The sequence below is a fragment of the Streptomyces subrutilus genome (assembly GCF_008704535.1).
In the GTDB taxonomy this organism is placed as follows: Bacteria; Actinomycetota; Actinomycetes; order Streptomycetales; family Streptomycetaceae; genus Streptomyces; species Streptomyces subrutilus.
Map to the genome: position 1 here is coordinate 2,093,064 of NZ_CP023701.1, position 16,971 is coordinate 2,110,034.

The 16,971-nt window shown below is 73.0% G+C and carries 13 protein-coding genes; 3 read left to right on the forward strand and 10 right to left on the reverse strand.

Features of this window, described 5'->3' with window-relative positions; translation table 11 throughout:
* Nucleotides 1–194: 194 nt before the first annotated feature.
* The gene (locus CP968_RS08880) at nt 195–1,460 is read right to left on the reverse strand and encodes a DUF4192 domain-containing protein (RefSeq protein ID WP_150517487.1); all 1,266 of its coding nucleotides are present in this window, start codon (nt 1,458–1,460) and stop codon (nt 195–197) included.
* 122 nt (nt 1,461–1,582) lie between these two features.
* Here CP968_RS08880 and CP968_RS08885 point away from each other — a divergent pair, with 122 nt between their 5' ends.
* Both CP968_RS08885 and CP968_RS08890 read left to right on the forward strand, forming a co-directional pair.
* Nucleotides 1,583–3,742, forward strand: a complete 2,160-nt coding sequence (locus CP968_RS08885) for a RecQ family ATP-dependent DNA helicase (RefSeq protein ID WP_150517488.1) — start codon at nt 1,583–1,585, stop codon at nt 3,740–3,742.
* A 218-nt stretch (nt 3,743–3,960) separates the two neighbouring features.
* Nucleotides 3,961–4,590, forward strand: coding sequence for a hypothetical protein (locus CP968_RS08890; RefSeq protein WP_150517489.1), 630 nt, complete (start codon nt 3,961–3,963; stop codon nt 4,588–4,590).
* Nucleotides 4,591–4,747: 157 nt separating this feature from the next.
* On the opposite strand, the gene CP968_RS08895 is transcribed toward CP968_RS08890, so the two are convergent.
* The 3 genes from CP968_RS08895 to CP968_RS08905 form a co-directional block, all read right to left on the reverse strand.
* Nucleotides 4,748–5,386, reverse strand: a complete 639-nt coding sequence (locus CP968_RS08895) for a hypothetical protein (RefSeq protein WP_150517490.1) — start codon at nt 5,384–5,386, stop codon at nt 4,748–4,750.
* Nucleotides 5,387–5,435: 49 nt separating this feature from the next.
* Nucleotides 5,436–6,146 (reverse strand): ribonuclease HII, encoded by a 711-nt coding sequence (locus CP968_RS08900; RefSeq protein ID WP_150517491.1) that lies wholly within the window; start codon nt 6,144–6,146, stop codon nt 5,436–5,438.
* 217 nt (nt 6,147–6,363) lie between these two features.
* Nucleotides 6,364–6,966, reverse strand: coding sequence for a TetR/AcrR family transcriptional regulator (locus tag CP968_RS08905; protein ID WP_150517492.1), 603 nt, complete (start codon nt 6,964–6,966; stop codon nt 6,364–6,366).
* A 142-nt stretch (nt 6,967–7,108) separates the two neighbouring features.
* Between CP968_RS08905 and CP968_RS08910 the strand changes: the two genes are divergently transcribed.
* Entirely contained in the window at nt 7,109–8,662 is a 1,554-nt protein-coding gene (locus CP968_RS08910) for an MFS transporter (protein WP_150517493.1), read from the forward strand.
* A gap of 54 nt (nt 8,663–8,716) precedes the next feature.
* Here CP968_RS08910 and CP968_RS08915 read toward each other — a convergent pair whose 3' ends face one another.
* The 6 genes from CP968_RS08915 to CP968_RS08940 form a co-directional block, all read right to left on the reverse strand.
* The gene (locus CP968_RS08915) at nt 8,717–10,555 is read right to left on the reverse strand and encodes a DUF4153 domain-containing protein (protein ID WP_150517494.1); all 1,839 of its coding nucleotides are present in this window, start codon (nt 10,553–10,555) and stop codon (nt 8,717–8,719) included.
* A 140-nt stretch (nt 10,556–10,695) separates the two neighbouring features.
* The gene (locus tag CP968_RS08920) at nt 10,696–11,610 is read right to left on the reverse strand and encodes an ADP-ribosylglycohydrolase family protein (RefSeq protein ID WP_150517495.1); all 915 of its coding nucleotides are present in this window, start codon (nt 11,608–11,610) and stop codon (nt 10,696–10,698) included.
* An 11-nt stretch (nt 11,611–11,621) separates the two neighbouring features.
* Nucleotides 11,622–12,281, reverse strand: coding sequence for a histidine phosphatase family protein (locus CP968_RS08925; RefSeq protein ID WP_150517496.1), 660 nt, complete (start codon nt 12,279–12,281; stop codon nt 11,622–11,624).
* A 72-nt stretch (nt 12,282–12,353) separates the two neighbouring features.
* Nucleotides 12,354–12,959 (reverse strand): YdbC family protein, encoded by a 606-nt coding sequence (locus CP968_RS08930; RefSeq protein WP_150517497.1) that lies wholly within the window; start codon nt 12,957–12,959, stop codon nt 12,354–12,356.
* 32 nt (nt 12,960–12,991) lie between these two features.
* Nucleotides 12,992–13,834 carry an arylamine N-acetyltransferase family protein gene (locus CP968_RS08935; RefSeq protein WP_150517498.1) on the reverse strand — a complete coding sequence of 281 codons (843 nt, stop codon included), beginning with the start codon at nt 13,832–13,834 and terminating at the stop codon, nt 12,992–12,994.
* Nucleotides 13,835–14,061: 227 nt separating this feature from the next.
* Nucleotides 14,062–16,950, reverse strand: a complete 2,889-nt coding sequence (locus tag CP968_RS08940; protein ID WP_150517499.1) for a vitamin B12-dependent ribonucleotide reductase — start codon at nt 16,948–16,950, stop codon at nt 14,062–14,064.
* Between the last annotated feature and the right edge of the window lie 21 nt (nt 16,951–16,971).

Sequence of the window (16,971 nt, forward strand, 5' to 3'; positions counted from 1 at the left end):
TCCGGTCGGTTCGGCTGGGCGGCGGCTCGGCCGGTCCCCCACCGCCCCACAGCTGAACGCCCGCACCCCCGTACCGGTCACGGGCCCCGCCGCCGGCCTGCGGCAGCCGGGACGCAAGAGGTGTCGCACCGGCGCCCTCGCGGCTCGCCAGAGCCGGCCCAGGCAGACACATCCCGCGACGGGCCGGCGGCGGCTCATTGCCCGCTCCCGGCGGGGCGGCGGGAGTCGCGGCCGGACGTGATGCGCCTACGGCGGCCGGGGGGCCTGCCTGCTGCCGGACGCCGACGGCTCCGCGGTTCGCGGCGGCGCCGCTCCTCCCGCAGGCACTGCCGCAGACCCTCCGGGTCGATGCCTTCGTTGCAGGCGTGGTGGAGCAGTTGGGCGAAGCGGTAGTCCGCGTCCGCCTCCAGGGCCATCCCGAGGGCGATCCGTGCGGTGGGTTCGTCGCCCGTTGACCAGGAGACCCAGCCCGCGAGGGTAAGGGGTGCGGCGGCATGCTCGGTGTAGGCGCCGACAGCGCGCCGGGCCAGTGCCCGCCACAGCCGCAGGGCGGGTGCGGCCTCGTCACCCTCCATCCACTCGGCGGCCCTGTCCCGGGTCTCGCGGTCCTGGAGGCCGAGGATCAGCGCGGCGGCCTCGTCATGGGTCAGCAGGCCGTCGTCGCGGTCGTCGGCGCCGCGGCGTCCCTGCGCGGGCGGGGCGAGCGTGATCCGCCGCATGAGGGTCCGCGCCAGCGCCAGGGTTTCGGCGGCGACCTCCTCCCGGGTGGCTCCGTCCAGGATCTTGGGCACCAGGGCGATGGCCGCTTCGTCGAGGGCGCGCTCCATCGCGTCGGCCTCGGGTCCCGTCAGCGGGGCCAGGCGGCCTTCGATGTCCTTGAGGGAGCCCCTGACCTGGAGTCCGGCGAAGGTGGCCGCGGCGGCCATCACCGAGGTGCCCACCGCGGCGAGCCGGGTGCCCTCGGCAGGGCAGCACCGGGCGTCGGGGCACACGTAGGACCACAGGCGCCCGGCGGAGAGGCACACGGCCTCCAGGACGGGCACCTCCAGTGCTCCGCATGCCAGTCGGACCCGCTGGGCGAGCGGGCGCAGCCGGGTCATCACCCGCTGACCGGTCTCGTCCTCGCCGGGCTCCTGGCACAGGAAGAGGACGATGCCGTCCGGTTTGCCGCCGCGTCGCTCGCTGCCGCGGATGAGACAGTCGGCGGTCTGCTGTGCGGTCTCCTCCCATTCGTCGGGAGAGACCGGAATGCCGACGCGGAGCCGGCCGCCGAAGCGGCCGCCCTCGCCGTGGACGGCCACCATCACCAGGGAGTCGGTCGGGTGGAAGCCCAGCATGTAGGGCAGTGCGTCGGCCAGCTCGGCCGGGCTCCGCAGGGTGATCTGCGGGCCTGCGCCGGAGGGCTTCCGGGAGGCCGAGGGACGGTCGGACGGGACGTGTGGTTCGTGGTTGTTCGTCATGTCCCGAAGGTCCCGTCCGCGGACGAATCCGGAAAGCCCTGTGGATAACTGTTGAAGGTTGGATTTCCACAGGCCGAGGCCGCCATTGGCGCGATGTCACAGCCATCGGGTTGCATGGGGGCATGAACCCAGACCTGAGGTCCTCTGCCGACTCCGTCCTAGCCCGTCTCGTGGGCGATCCCACGGGCACCGCTCGGCTGCGCGAGGACCAGTGGCTGGCGATCGAGGCCCTCGTCGCGCACAAGCGGCGGGCGCTGGTGGTGCAGCGCACGGGCTGGGGCAAGTCGGCGGTGTACTTCGTCGCCACCTCGCTGCTGCGGGCGAGCGGCGCGGGCCCCACCGTGATCGTCTCCCCGCTGCTCGCGCTGATGCGCAACCAGGTCGAGGCCGCCGCCCGGGCCGGGATCCGCGCACGCACCATCAACTCCGCGAACCCCGAGGAGTGGGAGGGGATCCAGGCAGAGGTGGCGGCCGGCGAGGTCGACGTCCTGCTGGTGAGTCCCGAGCGGCTCAACAACCCCGATTTCCGGGACCAGGTCCTCCCCAAGCTCTCCGCCGCGACCGGCCTGCTCGTCGTGGACGAGGCCCACTGCATCTCCGACTGGGGCCATGACTTCCGCCCCGACTACCGCCGCCTGCGGACCATGCTGGCCGACCTCCCGCCGGGCGTCCCGGTCCTGGCCACGACGGCCACGGCCAACGCCCGCGTCACCGCCGACGTCGCCGAACAGCTGGGCACCGGGGCGGGCACGGACGCACTGGTGCTCCGGGGGCCGCTGGACCGGGAGAGCCTGAGCCTGGCCGTACTGACGCTGCCCGACGCGGCCCACCGGCTGGCCTGGCTCGCCGACCACCTGGACCAGCTGCCGGGCTCCGGGATCATCTACACGCTCACCGTGGCGGCGGCCGAGGAGGTCACCGCCTACCTGCGCCACCGCGGGCACACCGTGGCCTCGTACACCGGCAAGACAGAGAACGCCGACCGCGAGCAGGCGGAGAACGACCTGCAGGCCAACCGCGTCAAGGCCCTGGTCGCCACTTCGGCCCTGGGCATGGGCTTCGACAAGCCCGACCTCGGCTTCGTCGTGCACCTCGGCTCACCCTCCTCCCCCATCGCCTACTACCAGCAGGTCGGTCGCGCCGGCCGCGGCGTCGACCACGCCGAGGTCCTGCTGCTCCCGGGCCGTGAGGACGAGGCGATCTGGCAGTACTTCGCCTCCGTCGCGTTCCCGCCGGAACAGCAGGTCCGCCGCACGCTCGACGTGCTGGCCCAAGCCGGCCGGCCGCTGTCGCTGCCCGCGCTCGAACCGCTGGTGGACCTGCGCCGCACCCGCCTGGAGACGATGCTCAAGGTCCTCGACGTGGACGGCGCCGTCCACCGGGTCAAGGGAGGCTGGACCTCCACGGGCGAGCCGTGGGCGTACGACGCCGAGCGCTACGCCTGGGTCGCCCGCCAGCGGTCCGCCGAACAGCAGGCCATGCGCGACTACGCGGGCACCACCGGCTGCCGCATGGAGTTCCTGCGCCGGCAGCTCGACGACGAGGAGGCCGCGCCGTGCGGCCGCTGCGACAACTGCGCGGGGCCCCGCTTCACCGCTGACGTCTCCAGCACGGCTCTGGACACCGCCCGAGGGGAGCTCGGCCGCCCCGGGGTGGAGCTGGAGCCGCGCAAGATGTGGCCGACGGGGCTGGCGGCCGTGGGCGTCGACCTCAAGGGCCGGATTCCCGCCGGGGAGCAGGCCTCCACCGGACGGGCCCTGGGCCGGCTCTCCGACATCGGCTGGGGCAACCGGCTGCGCCCGATGCTCGCTCCGCAGGCTCCGGACCAGCCTGTTCCGGACGATGTCACACAGGCGGTCGTGGCGGTCCTCGCCGACTGGGCCCGCGGGCCGGGCGGCTGGGCCTCCGGCGCGCCCGACGCTCCGGCCAGGCCCGTGGCCGTGGTCGCCCTGCCCTCACGCAGCCGCCCCCAGCTGGTCTCCACCCTGGCCCAGCGGATCGCAGAGGTCGGCCGGATGCCGCTGCTCGGCACGCTCGCGTACACGGACCAGGCCCCGGAGTTCGGCCTGCCCTCCTCGAACAGTGCCCAGCGGGTCCGGGGCCTGCACCAGGCCCTGACCGTGCCCCCGGCGCTGGTGGAGGCTCTGGCGGAGGCGGACGGGCCGGTGCTGCTCGTGGACGACCGGGCCGAGAGCGGCTGGACCCTCGCGGTAGCGGCCCGGCTGCTGCGCCGGGCGGGAGCGAAGGGGGTGTTCCCGCTGGTGCTGGCCCTCCAGCCCTAGCCGAATGCGTCATTCTCGATGTACCGGGGCAAGGATATGAACGGCATACCGGCGAATTCCGGTCGGCGGCGGCAATTGCTCGTTGCCGCATGCTCGGAGGCCACGCGAGAATTGGAGTGCTCCCGCCCGGCTTCCCGGCACCCTCCCGGGCCGGGCCGCGGCGCGCCCACACTCCAGCCGTGCCCGCCGTCAGCGGGCGTGTACCCGAAGGGAGGACCGTGACCTTCGGATTCGCACCGCTCTCCTCCACGTCCCTCGCCATGACCACCGGCGGCCCCAGCCGGCACGGCAGGCTGCTCGAACCCGCCGAATGGACGGCGGCGGGCATCCCGCTGTTGCGCAATCCGCGCGAGATGGTCGGCGGTCTGCACTCCCGGCACCGGCCCGTGCCGTCGACCGCGGTGATCGCGGTCCTCGGCCCGGAGGATCGGCTGGTCGCGAGCGCCTCCTTCACCCAGCGGTCGGTCTCCGCCGACGGCTGGGAGTACCGCAACGCGCTGCTGTCGCACCTGCGCCGAGTACTCCCGCACGACCTGCGGCGCCGGACACCGGTCCGCACGGCGGTCCTGCTCTACTGCCGCGAGGGCGACGAGCGCTGGACCGAGGAGGACGGCGCCTGGATGTGGGGGCTGCGGGACGCCTGCACCCTGCACGGGCTGCGGTGCGGCGCGTACATCACGCTGACCCGCGGCGGCTGGCAGGTGCTAGGCGAAGGCCGGGGCGGCCGCCGGCCGAGCTCGGACTCCGCGCCCCAGCGGCTCGGCGACACCTCGGGCGAGTTCGCCCCGCTGGCGCTGCACACCCGCGGCGGTGCGAGCGACGCGCTGCGCCGGACGGCCGCGCGCTGAGACGCGGGTCGCGCACGGCCACCGAGGCGCACGGGGCGCCCGGGCGGGCCAAAGGCCGTACACCCGGAAGCCGGGCGTACGGCGGATCCGGCCGGGGGCTTCAGCGGGGCCGGCTCATCGCCCGCCCCGCCCCCCACCCGTACCGGCGTACGAGGCGTCAGACGCCCGCACCCAGTACGGAATTGATCAGCTGCGAGTCTCCGCAGACGATCAGCAGCGCACCGGCCCGCGCGAGCGCGACCGGAAGGGCGCCCGTGAGGACGTCGTCCGGTCCGCCGTTGACGGCGAAGACCACGACGGGACGGACGGCGGCGCGCTGGACCTGCGCCGCGTCCGCGTAGAAGACGTCGTCCCCGGCATCCTGCTGGGCCCAGTACGCGGCCTCGCCGAAGGACAGCTCGTGAGCGGCCCACGGGTGCGGGTCGCCGGAGGTGAGCACCAGGATCTCGCCGGGCGCTCGCCCGGTGTCGAGCAGCAGGTCGACGGCCTCTTCGGCCGCGTCCAGCGCGCCCTCGGCCGAGGCCGGGATCAGCTGGATCTGGGGCACCGACGCGGAAACGGACGGCGCGGCGGGAACGGGAACGGGTCCGGGCGTGGCCTGCGGCGCGCGCTGCGCGGGCGGGGCGGGCCGGACGGGACCGGGGCGGCCGGGCCGCGGTACGGCGGCGGGACGCGGACCAGGTACGGGGCGAGGGGTCTGCGCGGTGCGGCTGGCGGCCGGCGTGACGCGGGGACCCTGGGCACTCTCGGGAATCTGAGGCTCCTCGATGGCGGGATGAGAGGCAAGCGTTGACATCTATCAAACACCGGTACGAAACGTACCGGTCGGCGGCACATGCGTGCGATCAGAAATCGAAGCCGAGTTGGCCTCCGTTTTCCAGCTCCACCGATTCCTCGCTGCGGCGCACCTTCTTGAGGTGGCGCCACCGGGGCAGCGCGTCGAGGTACGACCACGACAGCCGGTGGTAGGGGGTGGGCCCCCGTTCCTCCAGCACCGCCCGGTGCACGGGTGAGGGATAGCCGGCGTTGGCGGCGAAGGCGAAGTCCTCGATGCCGCCCTCCGGTCCGCCGAGTTCGGCCATCATCCGGTCGCGCCGGACCTTGGCGATGACGGAGGCCGCTGCGACGGAGACGCAGGACTGGTCGCCCTTGATCACCGTACGGACCCGCCAGGGCGCCCCGAGGTAGTCGTGCTTGCCGTCGAGTATCACGGCGTCGGGCCGGACCGGGAGGGCCTCCAGGGCCCGCACCGCCGCGAGCCTCAGGGCCGCGGTCATCCCGAGCAGGTCGATCTCCTCCGGCGAGGCGTGACCGAGGGCGTGCGCGGTGACCCAGTCCTCCAGGACGTCGAGCAGCGCGTCGCGTCGCTTGGGGGTGAGCAGCTTGGAGTCGGTGAGTCCGGCCGGCGGCCGGCGCAGACCGGTGATCGCCGCGCACACGGTGACGGGACCGGCCCAGGCCCCTCGTCCGACTTCGTCTACTCCGGCTACGACCTTGGCGCCGGTGGTGGCACGGAGGGAGCGTTCGACGGCGTGGGTGGGTGCTTCGTACGGCATGGCGCCAGCAAGGTTACGCCGCCCCGCGCCGCCTGCACACCCCGGCCCCACGACCGACCGCGCGACCGGCGCGCGACCGACCGCACCACCGGCTCGCGACGGGCCCCACGACCGCCCCGCGACCGGCCCCGTTCCGCTGCGTCACGACCCCGGGATCACGGCGCCCCGCCCCCGACCCCGCGACCCCGCGACCTCACGGCCTCACGGCCTCACGGCCTCACGGCCTCAGCAGCGGCACCATCAGCCCGTCGATCATCGCCTCGATGTCCACCTCCGGCCATTCGCTGCCGCACACCTTCGACCGGTACATCATCATCGCCGGAATGGCGTCCACGACGAACGGACCGGTCGCGTCCGCCCGCACGTCCCCCCTCGCGACCCCCCGCCGCAAAAGCTCCGCGATCAGCCTCTGCGCCGGCTCGTGCAGCCCGGCCCAGATGACCCCGCGGAATCGGTCCGCGTGCACGTCATCGCATTCGTGAAGCACCGAGCGCAGCGCCTGACCCGCGAGCGAGTCCATGACGTCCCTCATCCGGACGCACAACAGGCGCAGGTCCTCGCGGACCGATCCGCCGTCGGGAATCTCCCCGATCCCCGGCAGCCCGGCCCGCAGGGCGTCGACCACCAGGTCGGCCTTCGAGGGCCACCGCCGGTAGAGCGCGGCCTTGCCGGTGTGGGCGCCGGCCGCGACCCCCTCCATGGTGAGCGCGCTCCACCCCACCGTGCCCAGCTGCTCCAACGCGGCGCCGAGGATGGCCCGTTCGAGTTCGGGGCCGCGTCTTCGCCCCGCTGCCGCCACCGTCCGGCCCGGACCCGTCATCTCTCCGCACCTCCGACCGGCCCGCACGTCCGTCGTACGTACTTTCAGCCTTAGTGAACGCTTGCGTTCACTAAGGCTCGGCTCCTACCGTGTACCCGCAGTGAACGGATGCGTTCACTATTTCACTTTGGGGGGTTCCTCAGTGACAAGCTCTCAACTCGCCAAACCCCGGATACCGGGCGCGGCCCGTCGGGAGGGGCGCCCCGGAGTGGCGCTCACCGTGATCGCCGCCTGCCAGCTCATGGTCGTCCTCGACGCGACGATCGTGAACATCGCCCTGCCCCACATCCAGACCGCGCTCTCCTTCAGCACCACCGACCTCTCCTGGGTGCTCAGCGCCTACACCCTCACCTTCGGCGGCCTGCTCCTGCTCGGCGGGCGGGCCGGCGACATCCTCGGCCGCCGCCGCGTCTTCATGACCGGCATCCTGCTCTTCACCCTGGCCTCGCTGCTGGGCGGCTTCGCCGAGGAGCCCTGGCAGCTGCTCGCCGCCCGCGCGCTGCAGGGGGTCGGCGGCGCCATCGCCTCGCCCACCTCCCTCGCCCTCATCACCACCACCTTCGCCGAGGGTCCCGAGCGGAACCGGGCCTTCGGCGTGTTCGCCGCCGTCTCGGCGGGCGGCGGCGCCATCGGCCTGCTGACCGGCGGCATGCTCACCGAGTGGCTCGACTGGCGCTGGGTGCTCTTCGTCAACGTGCCGATCGGCGTGCTGATCGCGGTGCTCGCCCCGCTCTACATCACCGAGTCCGAACGCCACCCCGGCCGCTTCGACGTCGCCGGGGCGCTCACCTCCACCGGCGGCATGGCCTCGCTCGTCTACGGATTCATCCGCGCCTCCGAGGCGGGCTGGCGCGACTCCCTGACGCTCGGCTCCTTCGCCGCGGCCCTGGTCCTGCTCGGGCTCTTCGTGCTCGTCGAGTCCCGCGCCCGCGAGCCGATCATCCCGCTGCGGATGTTCGCCGACCGCAACCGCGCCGGCACCTACCTGATCATGCTCGGCCTCGCCGCGGCGATGTTCGGCATGTTCTTCTTCATCGTCCAGTTCGTCCAGAACGTCCTGGACTTCTCCCCGATCCAGTCCGGCCTCGGCTTCCTGCCCGTGACCCTGGCCATCGTGACGGCCGCCGGCCTCTCGCAGCGCTTCCTGCCGCGCTTCGGACCCAAGCCGTTCATGGTCGCCGGCTCCGCGTTCACGGGCTCCGGGCTGACCTGGCTGACCTTCATCACCACCGACAGCTCGTACCTCTCCGGGGTCCTCGGCCCGATGGTGCTCTTCGGCTTCGGCATGGGCCTCAACTTCGTGACGCTGACCCTCACCGCCGTCTCCGGCGTGGCCCCGAGGGAGGCCGGCGCGGCGTCCGGGCTGCTCAACGCCAGCCAGCAGGTGGGCGGCTCGCTCGGCCTGTCCATCCTGGTCACCGTCTTCGGGACGGCCACCCGTACGGAGGCGGAGAAGCAGGTCCCGGCCTTCATGGCCCGGGCCGAGCCGGCGCAGTTGGCCGCCTTCGAGGAGACCGGTCGGCTGCCCGACCCCTGGGGCGACCTGGTGCTGACCCAGGGCATCTCGACCGCGTTCACCGCCGGCGTGGCGATGGCCGGGCTCGCCCTGGCCACGGCGCTGCTCGTGATCCGGGTCCGCAAGAGCGACCTGGAGGCCCTGAGCGGCGCCGCCGCGGAGGCCGGCCCGGCGGCCTGACAGGACGCGGCCGCGGGGCGGTTGCGCTCCCGCGGCGCGGCGGTCCGCGGGCCGTCAGTACCGGATGCGGCCGCTGCCGCCGAAGGTGCCGAGGCCCGCGCAGACCTCGTAGGGGGCCGTCACCGGCCGCTCGCGCAGGATCTGCCGGGCCCGGTACTCGCCGAGGCTCATCGCGTACCAGGGGATGCTCCCGCCCCGCGACAGCTCGTCGTTGATGCCGCGCAGTGCGCAGGAACGCCGGGGCTCCGGCAGCCCGTCGAGGGCGGGTACCGCGTCGGCCGACAGGGATTGGAGGTAGGCCAGGTCGATCTTGCCGTCCTGCTGGTAGCGGGACACGTTCCGCTCGGCGATCAGACCGTCCGGCGACAGCAGCCCGAAGGCGAGGACGGCGGCCGCCGCACTCCCGGCCAGCGCGCGCGGCAGCCAGCGGGCACCGAACACCCCGGCGGCCATGATCAGTACGATGACCAGCCCGAGCCACAGCTCCATCGCGGCGACCGAGACCCGCAGCCGGGTCAGCCCGTACGCGTCCACGTAGAGGTCCATGCGGCGCAGCGCGGCGGCGACCACGATCAGCGTCAGCGCGCACAGCGAGCCGAGCACCGCGCGGACGAGGCGCCGGTCGCCGGGGCCGCCGCGCGGCGCCCAGCGCAGGGCGAGGGCGATCACCGCGAGGGTCAGGAGCGTCGCCCCGAGCAGCTGCCAGAAGCCCTGCCGGGCGTATTCGGCGTGACCGAGCCCGGTGCTCCGCAGGATCCTGTCGTACCCGCCGAACAGGACGGCGAGCTGCACCGCGTTGAAGCCGGCGAAGAGCAGGTCGAGCACGACCAGCGGCAGCGCCCATTCGACGCGGGACCGCGCGGCGCCGGGTGCGACGGTGATCCGGTCCCAGCGCAGCGGGGCGGCGGCGACGCGGGCGGCGGCGAGCGCGAGAACGGCGCCGGCCAGGAAGAGCAGGGCGCGCAACGGCCCTTCCCCGGCCGTCACGTCGGGCGTGAGGTGGCCGAGCAGGTCGGCGAAGGCGGCGTCGGCGGAGGCGAACAGCGTGCCGAAGAGCAGCAGCAGGACCGCGGCCACCACGACCGCCTTGGCCACCGGCAGCCAACGCTCCCGGCTGGCTCCGCTGCGGGAGCGCAGCCCGGCCCAGGCCCAGCCGGTGCCCGAGACGACCGCTTCGAGGAAGCCGACCGGGCTGAGCACGATGCCGGGCCAGGTGCGGCTGCCGTGCAGGGCGAGCGCGGCGAGCAGGATCGCGGCGAGTACGGCGAGGACGGCGGGCCACGCGGCGTCACGCAGGGCCGGTACGGTCAGCAGCGCGAGGCAGCCGACGGCCCAGGCCACGGTCCAGGGCCGGGCCGTACGCCGGGCCGCTCGGGCGGCGGCGTACGCGGCGACGGCCGCGGGCGCCACGGCGAGCAGCAGCCCGATGCCGAGCCCGTCGCCGAGCAGCAGGGCCGCGGTGAGGCCGGTGACGAGGGCGGCGACGAGCGTGGCGGTACGGACCGGGGCGGCCTCGGCGGGGCGCACGAGCACGGCCCACGCGGGCGGCGCGCCGCCCTCGGCGCGGGCGGCGGCGGCTGCCCGGAGTCGGTACTGGTAGGCCTGCGCGGCGTGCCAGGCGGCGGCATCGGCCGCCGAACCGGGCGGCGCCCCGGGCCCGGCACCGGCGTCCGTGTCCGGCCCCGGCACGGGGCCGGCGGTGGCCGGGGCGACCTCAGGAGCCGTGGCACCGGCAGCCGTGTCGCCCGCACCGGGGCCGGCGGTGGCCCGGGCCGCAGGCGCGGCCGGGGCCGTGGCGCCCGCACCGGCCGTGCCCGCGGCTCCGGCCGGGTCCGCGGCTCCGCCCGCGGCCTTGGCCGTCGTCTTGTCCACGCCGTCGCTGTGTTCCGCCATGGGTTCCCCTCCCCTGTCGGCCGCCCCACGTCCCCCGGGGGTGGCGAAGCGGACAGAGTAGGCCCGTGACGTGCGGATTCAGCCAGACGCCCAGGGTCCCTGTGGCAGGACCGTGACAATCGGATGGGGTCTGCGGCGGGTCAGCGCGCCGTCTCGGGGAGCCAGGCGGGCAGGGCCTCGGTGCGGTCGAGCCACGCCGGCGGGAGCACCGCGTCGCCGCGCGATCCCAGGATGCCCCCGACGATCGCGCAGGTGGTGTCGACGTCGCCGCCCACCTGGGCGGTGGTCCAGAACGCCCGCTCGTAGTCGTCCAGCGCCCGCGCCGCCGACCAGAGTGCGAACGGCACCGTGTCGTGGGCGCTCGTGCGCCGTCCGCAGCCCAGCACCGCCGCGACGGTGGTCGCGTCGCCGTAGTCCAGCATGTCCCGCGCCCTGCGCACCCCGGCGCCCACGGCGCTGCGCGGCACCAGCGCGATCACCCCGTCCAGCAGGTCCGCAGCCTTCGGCGGACCGTCCGGGGCCGCCGCGAGCGCGGCCGCCGCGGCCACGGCCATGGCCCCGCACACCGCCTCGCGGTGCTGGTGCGTGGTGTAGGCGGAGATCTCCGCCTGGTGCGTGGCCTGCTCGGGGTCGTCGGCGTACCAGGCTCCCAGCGGTGCGATGCGCATGGCCGCGCCGTTGCCCCAGGAGCCCTGCCCGTTGAACAGTTCGGCGGCCAGGGTGCGCCAGTCCTGGCCCTCGCGGACCAGCCGCAGCATGCGGTTGACCGCGGGCCCGTAGCCGCGGTCGAAGTCGTGGTGGCGGGCGAAGGAGCTCGCGAGCGCGTCCTGGTCGATGCGGCCGTGCTCGGCCAGCACCGCGACCACCGAGCAGGCCATCTCGGTGTCGTCGGTCCACTGCCACGTCGCGTCGCCGGACGGCAGCTCGCGCCGCTTGAGCAGCGGGTAGTTCACGGGGACGAAGTACTGGGAACCCAGCGCGTCGCCCAGGGCCAGCCCTCGGAGGCTGGCCACGGCGCGTGCGTAGCGCCTTTCGGGAGAGGAGTCAGCGGTCATCCCGGGCCACTCTAGCCGTCCAGGTCGTAAGGCTCGGGTGTGGTCCAGCGCTCAAACGGGCGGTCCATCCGGTACCGGCCGTCCCGGCCCAGCTGGAGTACGCGGAATTCGCCGTTCCCCGGGTTGGACAGGGCCTCGAACTCGGCCACGGACCAGTGGAACCAGCGCATGCAGAACAGCCTCATGGTCAGCCCGTGGGTCACCAGGAGGACGTTCTCCGGGTGGTCGTCCGCCTCGAAGCTGCGGTAGAGGCTCTCCAGGAAGGATCCGACCCGGTCGTACACGTCGGCCCCGGACTCGCCTTGGGCGAAGCGGTAGAAGAAGTGCCCGTAGGCGTCGCGGTAGGCCTTCTGCAGCCGTACGTCGTCCCGGTCCTGCCAGTTGCCCCAGTCCTGCTCGCGGAGCCGGGGCTCCTCGCGGGTCCGGACCAGGGAGGGGTCCAGTCCGAGCTCGCGGAAGGTCTGCAGGGTGCGGCGGTAGGGGGAGACGTACGCGCTGATCGTCTCGGCGCGGAAGAGTTCGCGCAGCCGGACGCCCGCCTCCGCGGCCTGCTCGCGCCCGTTCCGGGTCAGCCGCAGGGCGTGGTCGGGCTCCCGCTCGTAGATGGTGTCGTCGGCGTTTCCCTCCGATTCCCCGTGCCGGACAAGGACGATGCGCCGTGGTCGAGCCATCCCACGACCTTATTCGGCCACGGACCGGCCGACGCACCGGGCACGCCGGTGGGGTGGCCGGTCATCGTACGGTCATACCGTCCAGGAGGGTTCGAGGTCGACGACGTCGCCGGTCAGCGCCTCGACGTCGGCCTGGATCTGGGCGCGCAGGGAGAGGCGCTCCACCCGCTCCTGCCGGTACTTGCCGTGCTCGGCGGCCGCGTGCCACATCGACAGCACCAGGAACTCCCGTCCAGGGGCCTCGCCGAAGAGGCCCCGGACCATGCCCGGTGAACCAGCCATGGCCGGATTCCACACCTTCTCCTGCATGAGGGCGAAGTGGTCGACCCGGCCCTCCCTGACCCGCGTGTGCGCGACCCGGACCACGTCGGCGTCGGTGAAGCGAGGCTCGAAGCCGGTCTTCACGTCGAAGCGGTGGTCGAAGAGGGTGGCGCGCAGGTCGGTGTACGTGCCGTTCTGCGCGGCGGCGAGCCGGTCGTGCGCGCGCGCCATGAAGGAGTCGTAGAAGGAACGGCTCTCCCAGAACGTGAAGACATGCGCGACCCCCTGCCGGCCCCGGCTCCAACCGCCGCCCTGCCCCCGGAATCCGGGTTCCCCCGGCAGCCCCGCCCATTTGCGCTGCCCGCGCTCGAACCCGCGTCGGTCCGTCACCGTGCAGCGAATCCACTTGACCAGCACGGCGCCATCGTACGGTCCCGGCGCGGCCCGGGTCAGTCTCCGGCGCGGTGGATCGCGACCAGTTCCGCCGCGTCCCGCTCGGGCAGGCGAAGGCCGAACTCCCGGTCGAGCACGTCCAGGAGCCCGTCCGGGTCCACGGCCTGCTCCTCGGTGCGCCCGTCGGGGTGCAGGCGCACCAGCCGGCGCCCGACGAGTGACCGCCGCACGGGCCCACCCGGGTGCTGGACGACGACCCGTCCGACGAAGGAGGAGCCGGGGTGGGAGGAGCTGTAGTGGTTCAGCAGGACGTAGTCGACGGGGTGGTAGTGCTGCGGGGAGAAGGCGTACAGGTCCCGCCAGGTCCCGGCGCGCAGGGCGCACAGGACGAGGACGCCGTCCGCCTCCTCCCGGACGCGGAAGGCCCACTCCCCCTGGCGGACCTCGGCTCCGGGCCGCGCCAGCGGGACCGGCTCCAGGGGGCCCTGGTACCCGAACCCGGCGTCGCACAGCCACGGTTCCCCGTCGACGGTGACGACGAGGACGGCGTGCGTCACCGCCAGCAGGGAGTCCCCGCGGGTGCGGTTGCGGGCGCCGCGCCCCGAGACCTCGAAGCCGATCCGCTCCAGGGCGGCGGCCAGCAGCGAGTTCTGCTCGTAGCAGTAGCCGCCCCGGCGGCCGTGCACGAGCTTGGCCTCGATCGCCTTGACGTCGAGCGCGATGGGGCGGCCGAGCGCGACGTCCAGGTTCTCGAAGGCGACGGCGGCGGTGTGGGCGCGGTGCACTGCGTACAACGTCCCGAGGTCGGGGCGCAGTTCCCGGTCACCCGTCCCGCCTCCCTCCCCGTACCCGATCCGCTCCAGATAGGCGTCCAGGTCCAGCTCTTCACCGCTCCACATGGCTCCCCGTCTCCCCGCTCCGCCGTCACACCCGCGACCGACGCGCCCGCGACCCGGGCCGGCACCGGACCCGGCGTCCGGACGGTACCCGGCCCGCCCGGCCGGGAGCACACCGGCGGGCGCGGACGCACCGGAGGCGGGGAGGTCTCCCGGGAGACCTCCCCGCCTCGGCGGTTCACGGTGTCAGCGGCCGCCGGCCGGTACGGGCCGGCGGCCGACCGTCACCGTCAGCTGCAGCCGCTGGTGGAGCCGCAGCCCTCGCAGATGTAGCAGGAGCCGGCGCGCTGCATCTTCGTACCGCACGAGAAGCAGAGCGGGGCGTCGGCGGACACGCCGAGCTGCATCTCGACCAGTTCGGCGCTGCTGTGCGCCGTCTTGGGGGCCGGGACCGGCGCCACGGCGACCGGCTTCGGCGCCGAGGGCACCGCGGCCAGCGGGGCCGACTGGGCCAGGGCCTCGGTGTCGACCTCCTCGTCCAGGGGCTCGTAGGAGCCCGTGTCGAGGTGGCGCTGGCGCTCCTCGGCGGAGTGGATGCCGAGCGCCGAGCGGGTCTCGAAGGGCAGGAAGTCGAGCGCCACGCGGCGGAAGATGTAGTCGACGATCGACTGCGCCATCCGCACGTCCGGGTCGTCCGTCATGCCGGCCGGCTCGAAGCGCATGTTCGTGAACTTCGAGACGTAGGTCTCCAGCGGCACGCCGTACTGCAGACCGACCGAGACGGCGATGGAGAAGGCGTCCATCATGCCCGCGAGGGTCGAACCCTGCTTGGACATCTTCAGGAAGACCTCGCCCAGGCCGTCGTCCGGGTAGCTGTTCGCCGTCATGTAGCCCTCGGCGCCACCGACCGTGAAGGAGGTGGTGATCCCCGGGCGGCCCTTCGGGAGGCGCTTGCGGACCGGACGGTACTCGATGACCTTCTCGACCGCCGCGCGGATGGTCTCCTCGGCCTTCTCGGTGACCTCGGCCTTCTCCTCTTCCTTCTTCTTCGCGGAGAGGGGCTGGCCGACCTTGCAGTTGTCGCGGTAGATCGCGAGCGCCTTGACGCCGAGCTTCCAGGCCTCGAAGTAGATCTCCTCGATCTCCTCGACGGTCGCCGTCTCCGGCATGTTGACCGTCTTCGAGATCGCGCCGGAGATCCAGGGCTGGATCGCCGCCATCATCCGGACGTGGCCCATCGCGGAGATGGAGCGCTCGCCCATGGCGCAGTCGAACACCGAGTAGTGCTCGGTCTTCAGGCCCGGGGCGTCGACCACCACGCCGTGCTCGGCGATGTGGGAGACGATCGCCTCGATCTGCTCCTCCTGGTAGCCCAGGCGGCGCAGGGCCTGCGGGACGGTGCCGTTGACGATCTGCATCGAGCCGCCGCCGACGAGCTTCTTGAACTTGACCAGGGCCAGGTCCGGCTCGACTCCGGTGGTGTCGCAGGACATCGCGAGACCGATGGTGCCGGTCGGGGCGAGGACGGAGGCCTGCGCGTTGCGGAAGCCGTTCTTCTCGCCCAGGCGGACGACGTCCTGCCAGGCCTCGGTGGCCGCGGCCCAGATCGTCTTGTCCAGGTCCTCGGTGCGCGGCGCGACGGCGTTGGCGTCGGCGTGCTGCTTCATCACGCGCTTGTGCGACTCGGCGTTGCGGGCGTAGCCGTCGTACGGGCCGACGATGGCGGCCAGCTCGGCGGAGCGGCGGTACGCGGTGCCGGTCATCAGCGAGGTGATCGAGGCGGCGAGGGTGCGGCCGCCGTCCGAGTCGTACGCGTGGCCGGTGGCCATCAGCAGGGCGCCGAGGTTGGCGTAGCCGATGCCCAGCTGGCGGAAGGCGCGGGTGTTCTCGCCGATCTTCGGCGTCGGGAAGTCGGCGAAGCAGATGGAGATGTCCATCGCCGTGATGACGAGCTCGACGACCTTGGCGAAGCGCTCGGCGTCGAAGGACTGGTTGCCCTTGCCGTCGTCGTCGAGGAACTTCATGAGGTTGAGCGAGGCGAGGTTGCAGGACGTGTTGTCCAGGTGCATGTACTCGCTGCACGGGTTCGACGCGGTGATGCGGCCGGACTCGGGGCAGGTGTGCCAGTTGTTGATCACACCGTCGTACTGGATGCCCGGGTCGGCACAGGCCCACGCGGCCTCGGCGAGCTTGCGGAAGAGCGCCTTCGCGTCGACCTTCTCGATGACCTCGCCGGTCATGCGGGCGCGCAGACCGAACTGCGAGCCGCTCTCGACGGCCTCCATGAACTCGTCGTTCACGCGGACGGAGTTGTTGGCGTTCTGGTACTGGACGGACGTGATGTCGTCGCCGCCCAGGTCCATGTCGAAGCCCGCGTCGCGCAGGGCGCGGATCTTCTCCTCCTCCTTCACCTTGGTCTCGATGAAGGCCTCGACGTCCGGGTGGTCCACGTCCAGGACGACCATCTTGGCCGCGCGGCGCGTGGCGCCGCCCGACTTGATCGTTCCGGCGGAGGCGTCGGCGCCGCGCATGAAGGAGACCGGACCGGAGGCGTTGCCGCCGGAGGAGAGGAGCTCCTTGGAGGAGCGGATGCGGGAGAGGTTCAGGCCGGCTCCGGAGCCGCCCTTGAAGATCATGCCCTCTTCCTTGTACCAGTCGAGGATCGACTCCATGGAGTCGTCGACGGCCAGGATGAAGCAGGCGGAGACCTGCTGCGGCTGGGGCGTTCCGACGTTGAACCACACCGGCGAGTTGAAGCTGAAGATCTGGTGCAGGAGCGCGTACGTCAGCTCGTGCTCGAAGATCTCCACGTCGGCGGGCGAGGAGAAGTAGTCGAAGTCCTCGCCGGCCTTCGTGTACGTCTTCACGATCCGGTCGATGAGCTGCTTCAGACCGGTTTCGCGCTGCGCGGTGCCGACCGCGCCGCGGAAGTACTTGCTGGTGACGATGTTGACCGCGTTCACCGACCAGAAGTCGGGGAACTCGACGCCACGCTGCTCGAAGTTGACCGAGCCGTCGCGCCAGTTGGTCATGACGACGTCACGGCGCTCCCAGCTCACCTCGTCGTACGGGTGCACGCCCGGGGTGGTGTGGATGCGCTCGATACGCAGGCCGCCCTTGGCAGCCTTGGTCCCCTTGGCGCGGGAACCACGTGCCGAGCTGCTCGCCGTCTCTGTCATGCCGCCTCCCATATACGGGCA

What these genes read in the sequence shown, in the direction of transcription:
- CP968_RS08925 (WP_150517496.1), bottom strand. Translation starts at nt 12,281, where the DNA reads ATGGCTCGACCACGGCGCATCGTCCTTGTCCGGCACGGGGAATCGGAG.
- CP968_RS08920 (WP_150517495.1), bottom strand. Translation starts at nt 11,610, where the DNA reads ATGACCGCTGACTCCTCTCCCGAAAGGCGCTACGCACGCGCCGTGGCC.
- CP968_RS08905 (WP_150517492.1), bottom strand. Translation starts at nt 6,966, where the DNA reads ATGACGGGTCCGGGCCGGACGGTGGCGGCAGCGGGGCGAAGACGCGGC.
- CP968_RS08900 (WP_150517491.1), bottom strand. Translation starts at nt 6,146, where the DNA reads ATGCCGTACGAAGCACCCACCCACGCCGTCGAACGCTCCCTCCGTGCC.
- CP968_RS08940 (WP_150517499.1), bottom strand. Translation starts at nt 16,950, where the DNA reads ATGACAGAGACGGCGAGCAGCTCGGCACGTGGTTCCCGCGCCAAGGGG.
- CP968_RS08895 (WP_150517490.1), bottom strand. Translation starts at nt 5,386, where the DNA reads ATGTCAACGCTTGCCTCTCATCCCGCCATCGAGGAGCCTCAGATTCCC.
- CP968_RS08935 (WP_150517498.1), bottom strand. Translation starts at nt 13,834, where the DNA reads ATGTGGAGCGGTGAAGAGCTGGACCTGGACGCCTATCTGGAGCGGATC.
- CP968_RS08880 (WP_150517487.1), bottom strand. Translation starts at nt 1,460, where the DNA reads ATGACGAACAACCACGAACCACACGTCCCGTCCGACCGTCCCTCGGCC.
- CP968_RS08915 (WP_150517494.1), bottom strand. Translation starts at nt 10,555, where the DNA reads ATGGCGGAACACAGCGACGGCGTGGACAAGACGACGGCCAAGGCCGCG.
- CP968_RS08885 (WP_150517488.1), top strand. Translation starts at nt 1,583, where the DNA reads ATGAACCCAGACCTGAGGTCCTCTGCCGACTCCGTCCTAGCCCGTCTC.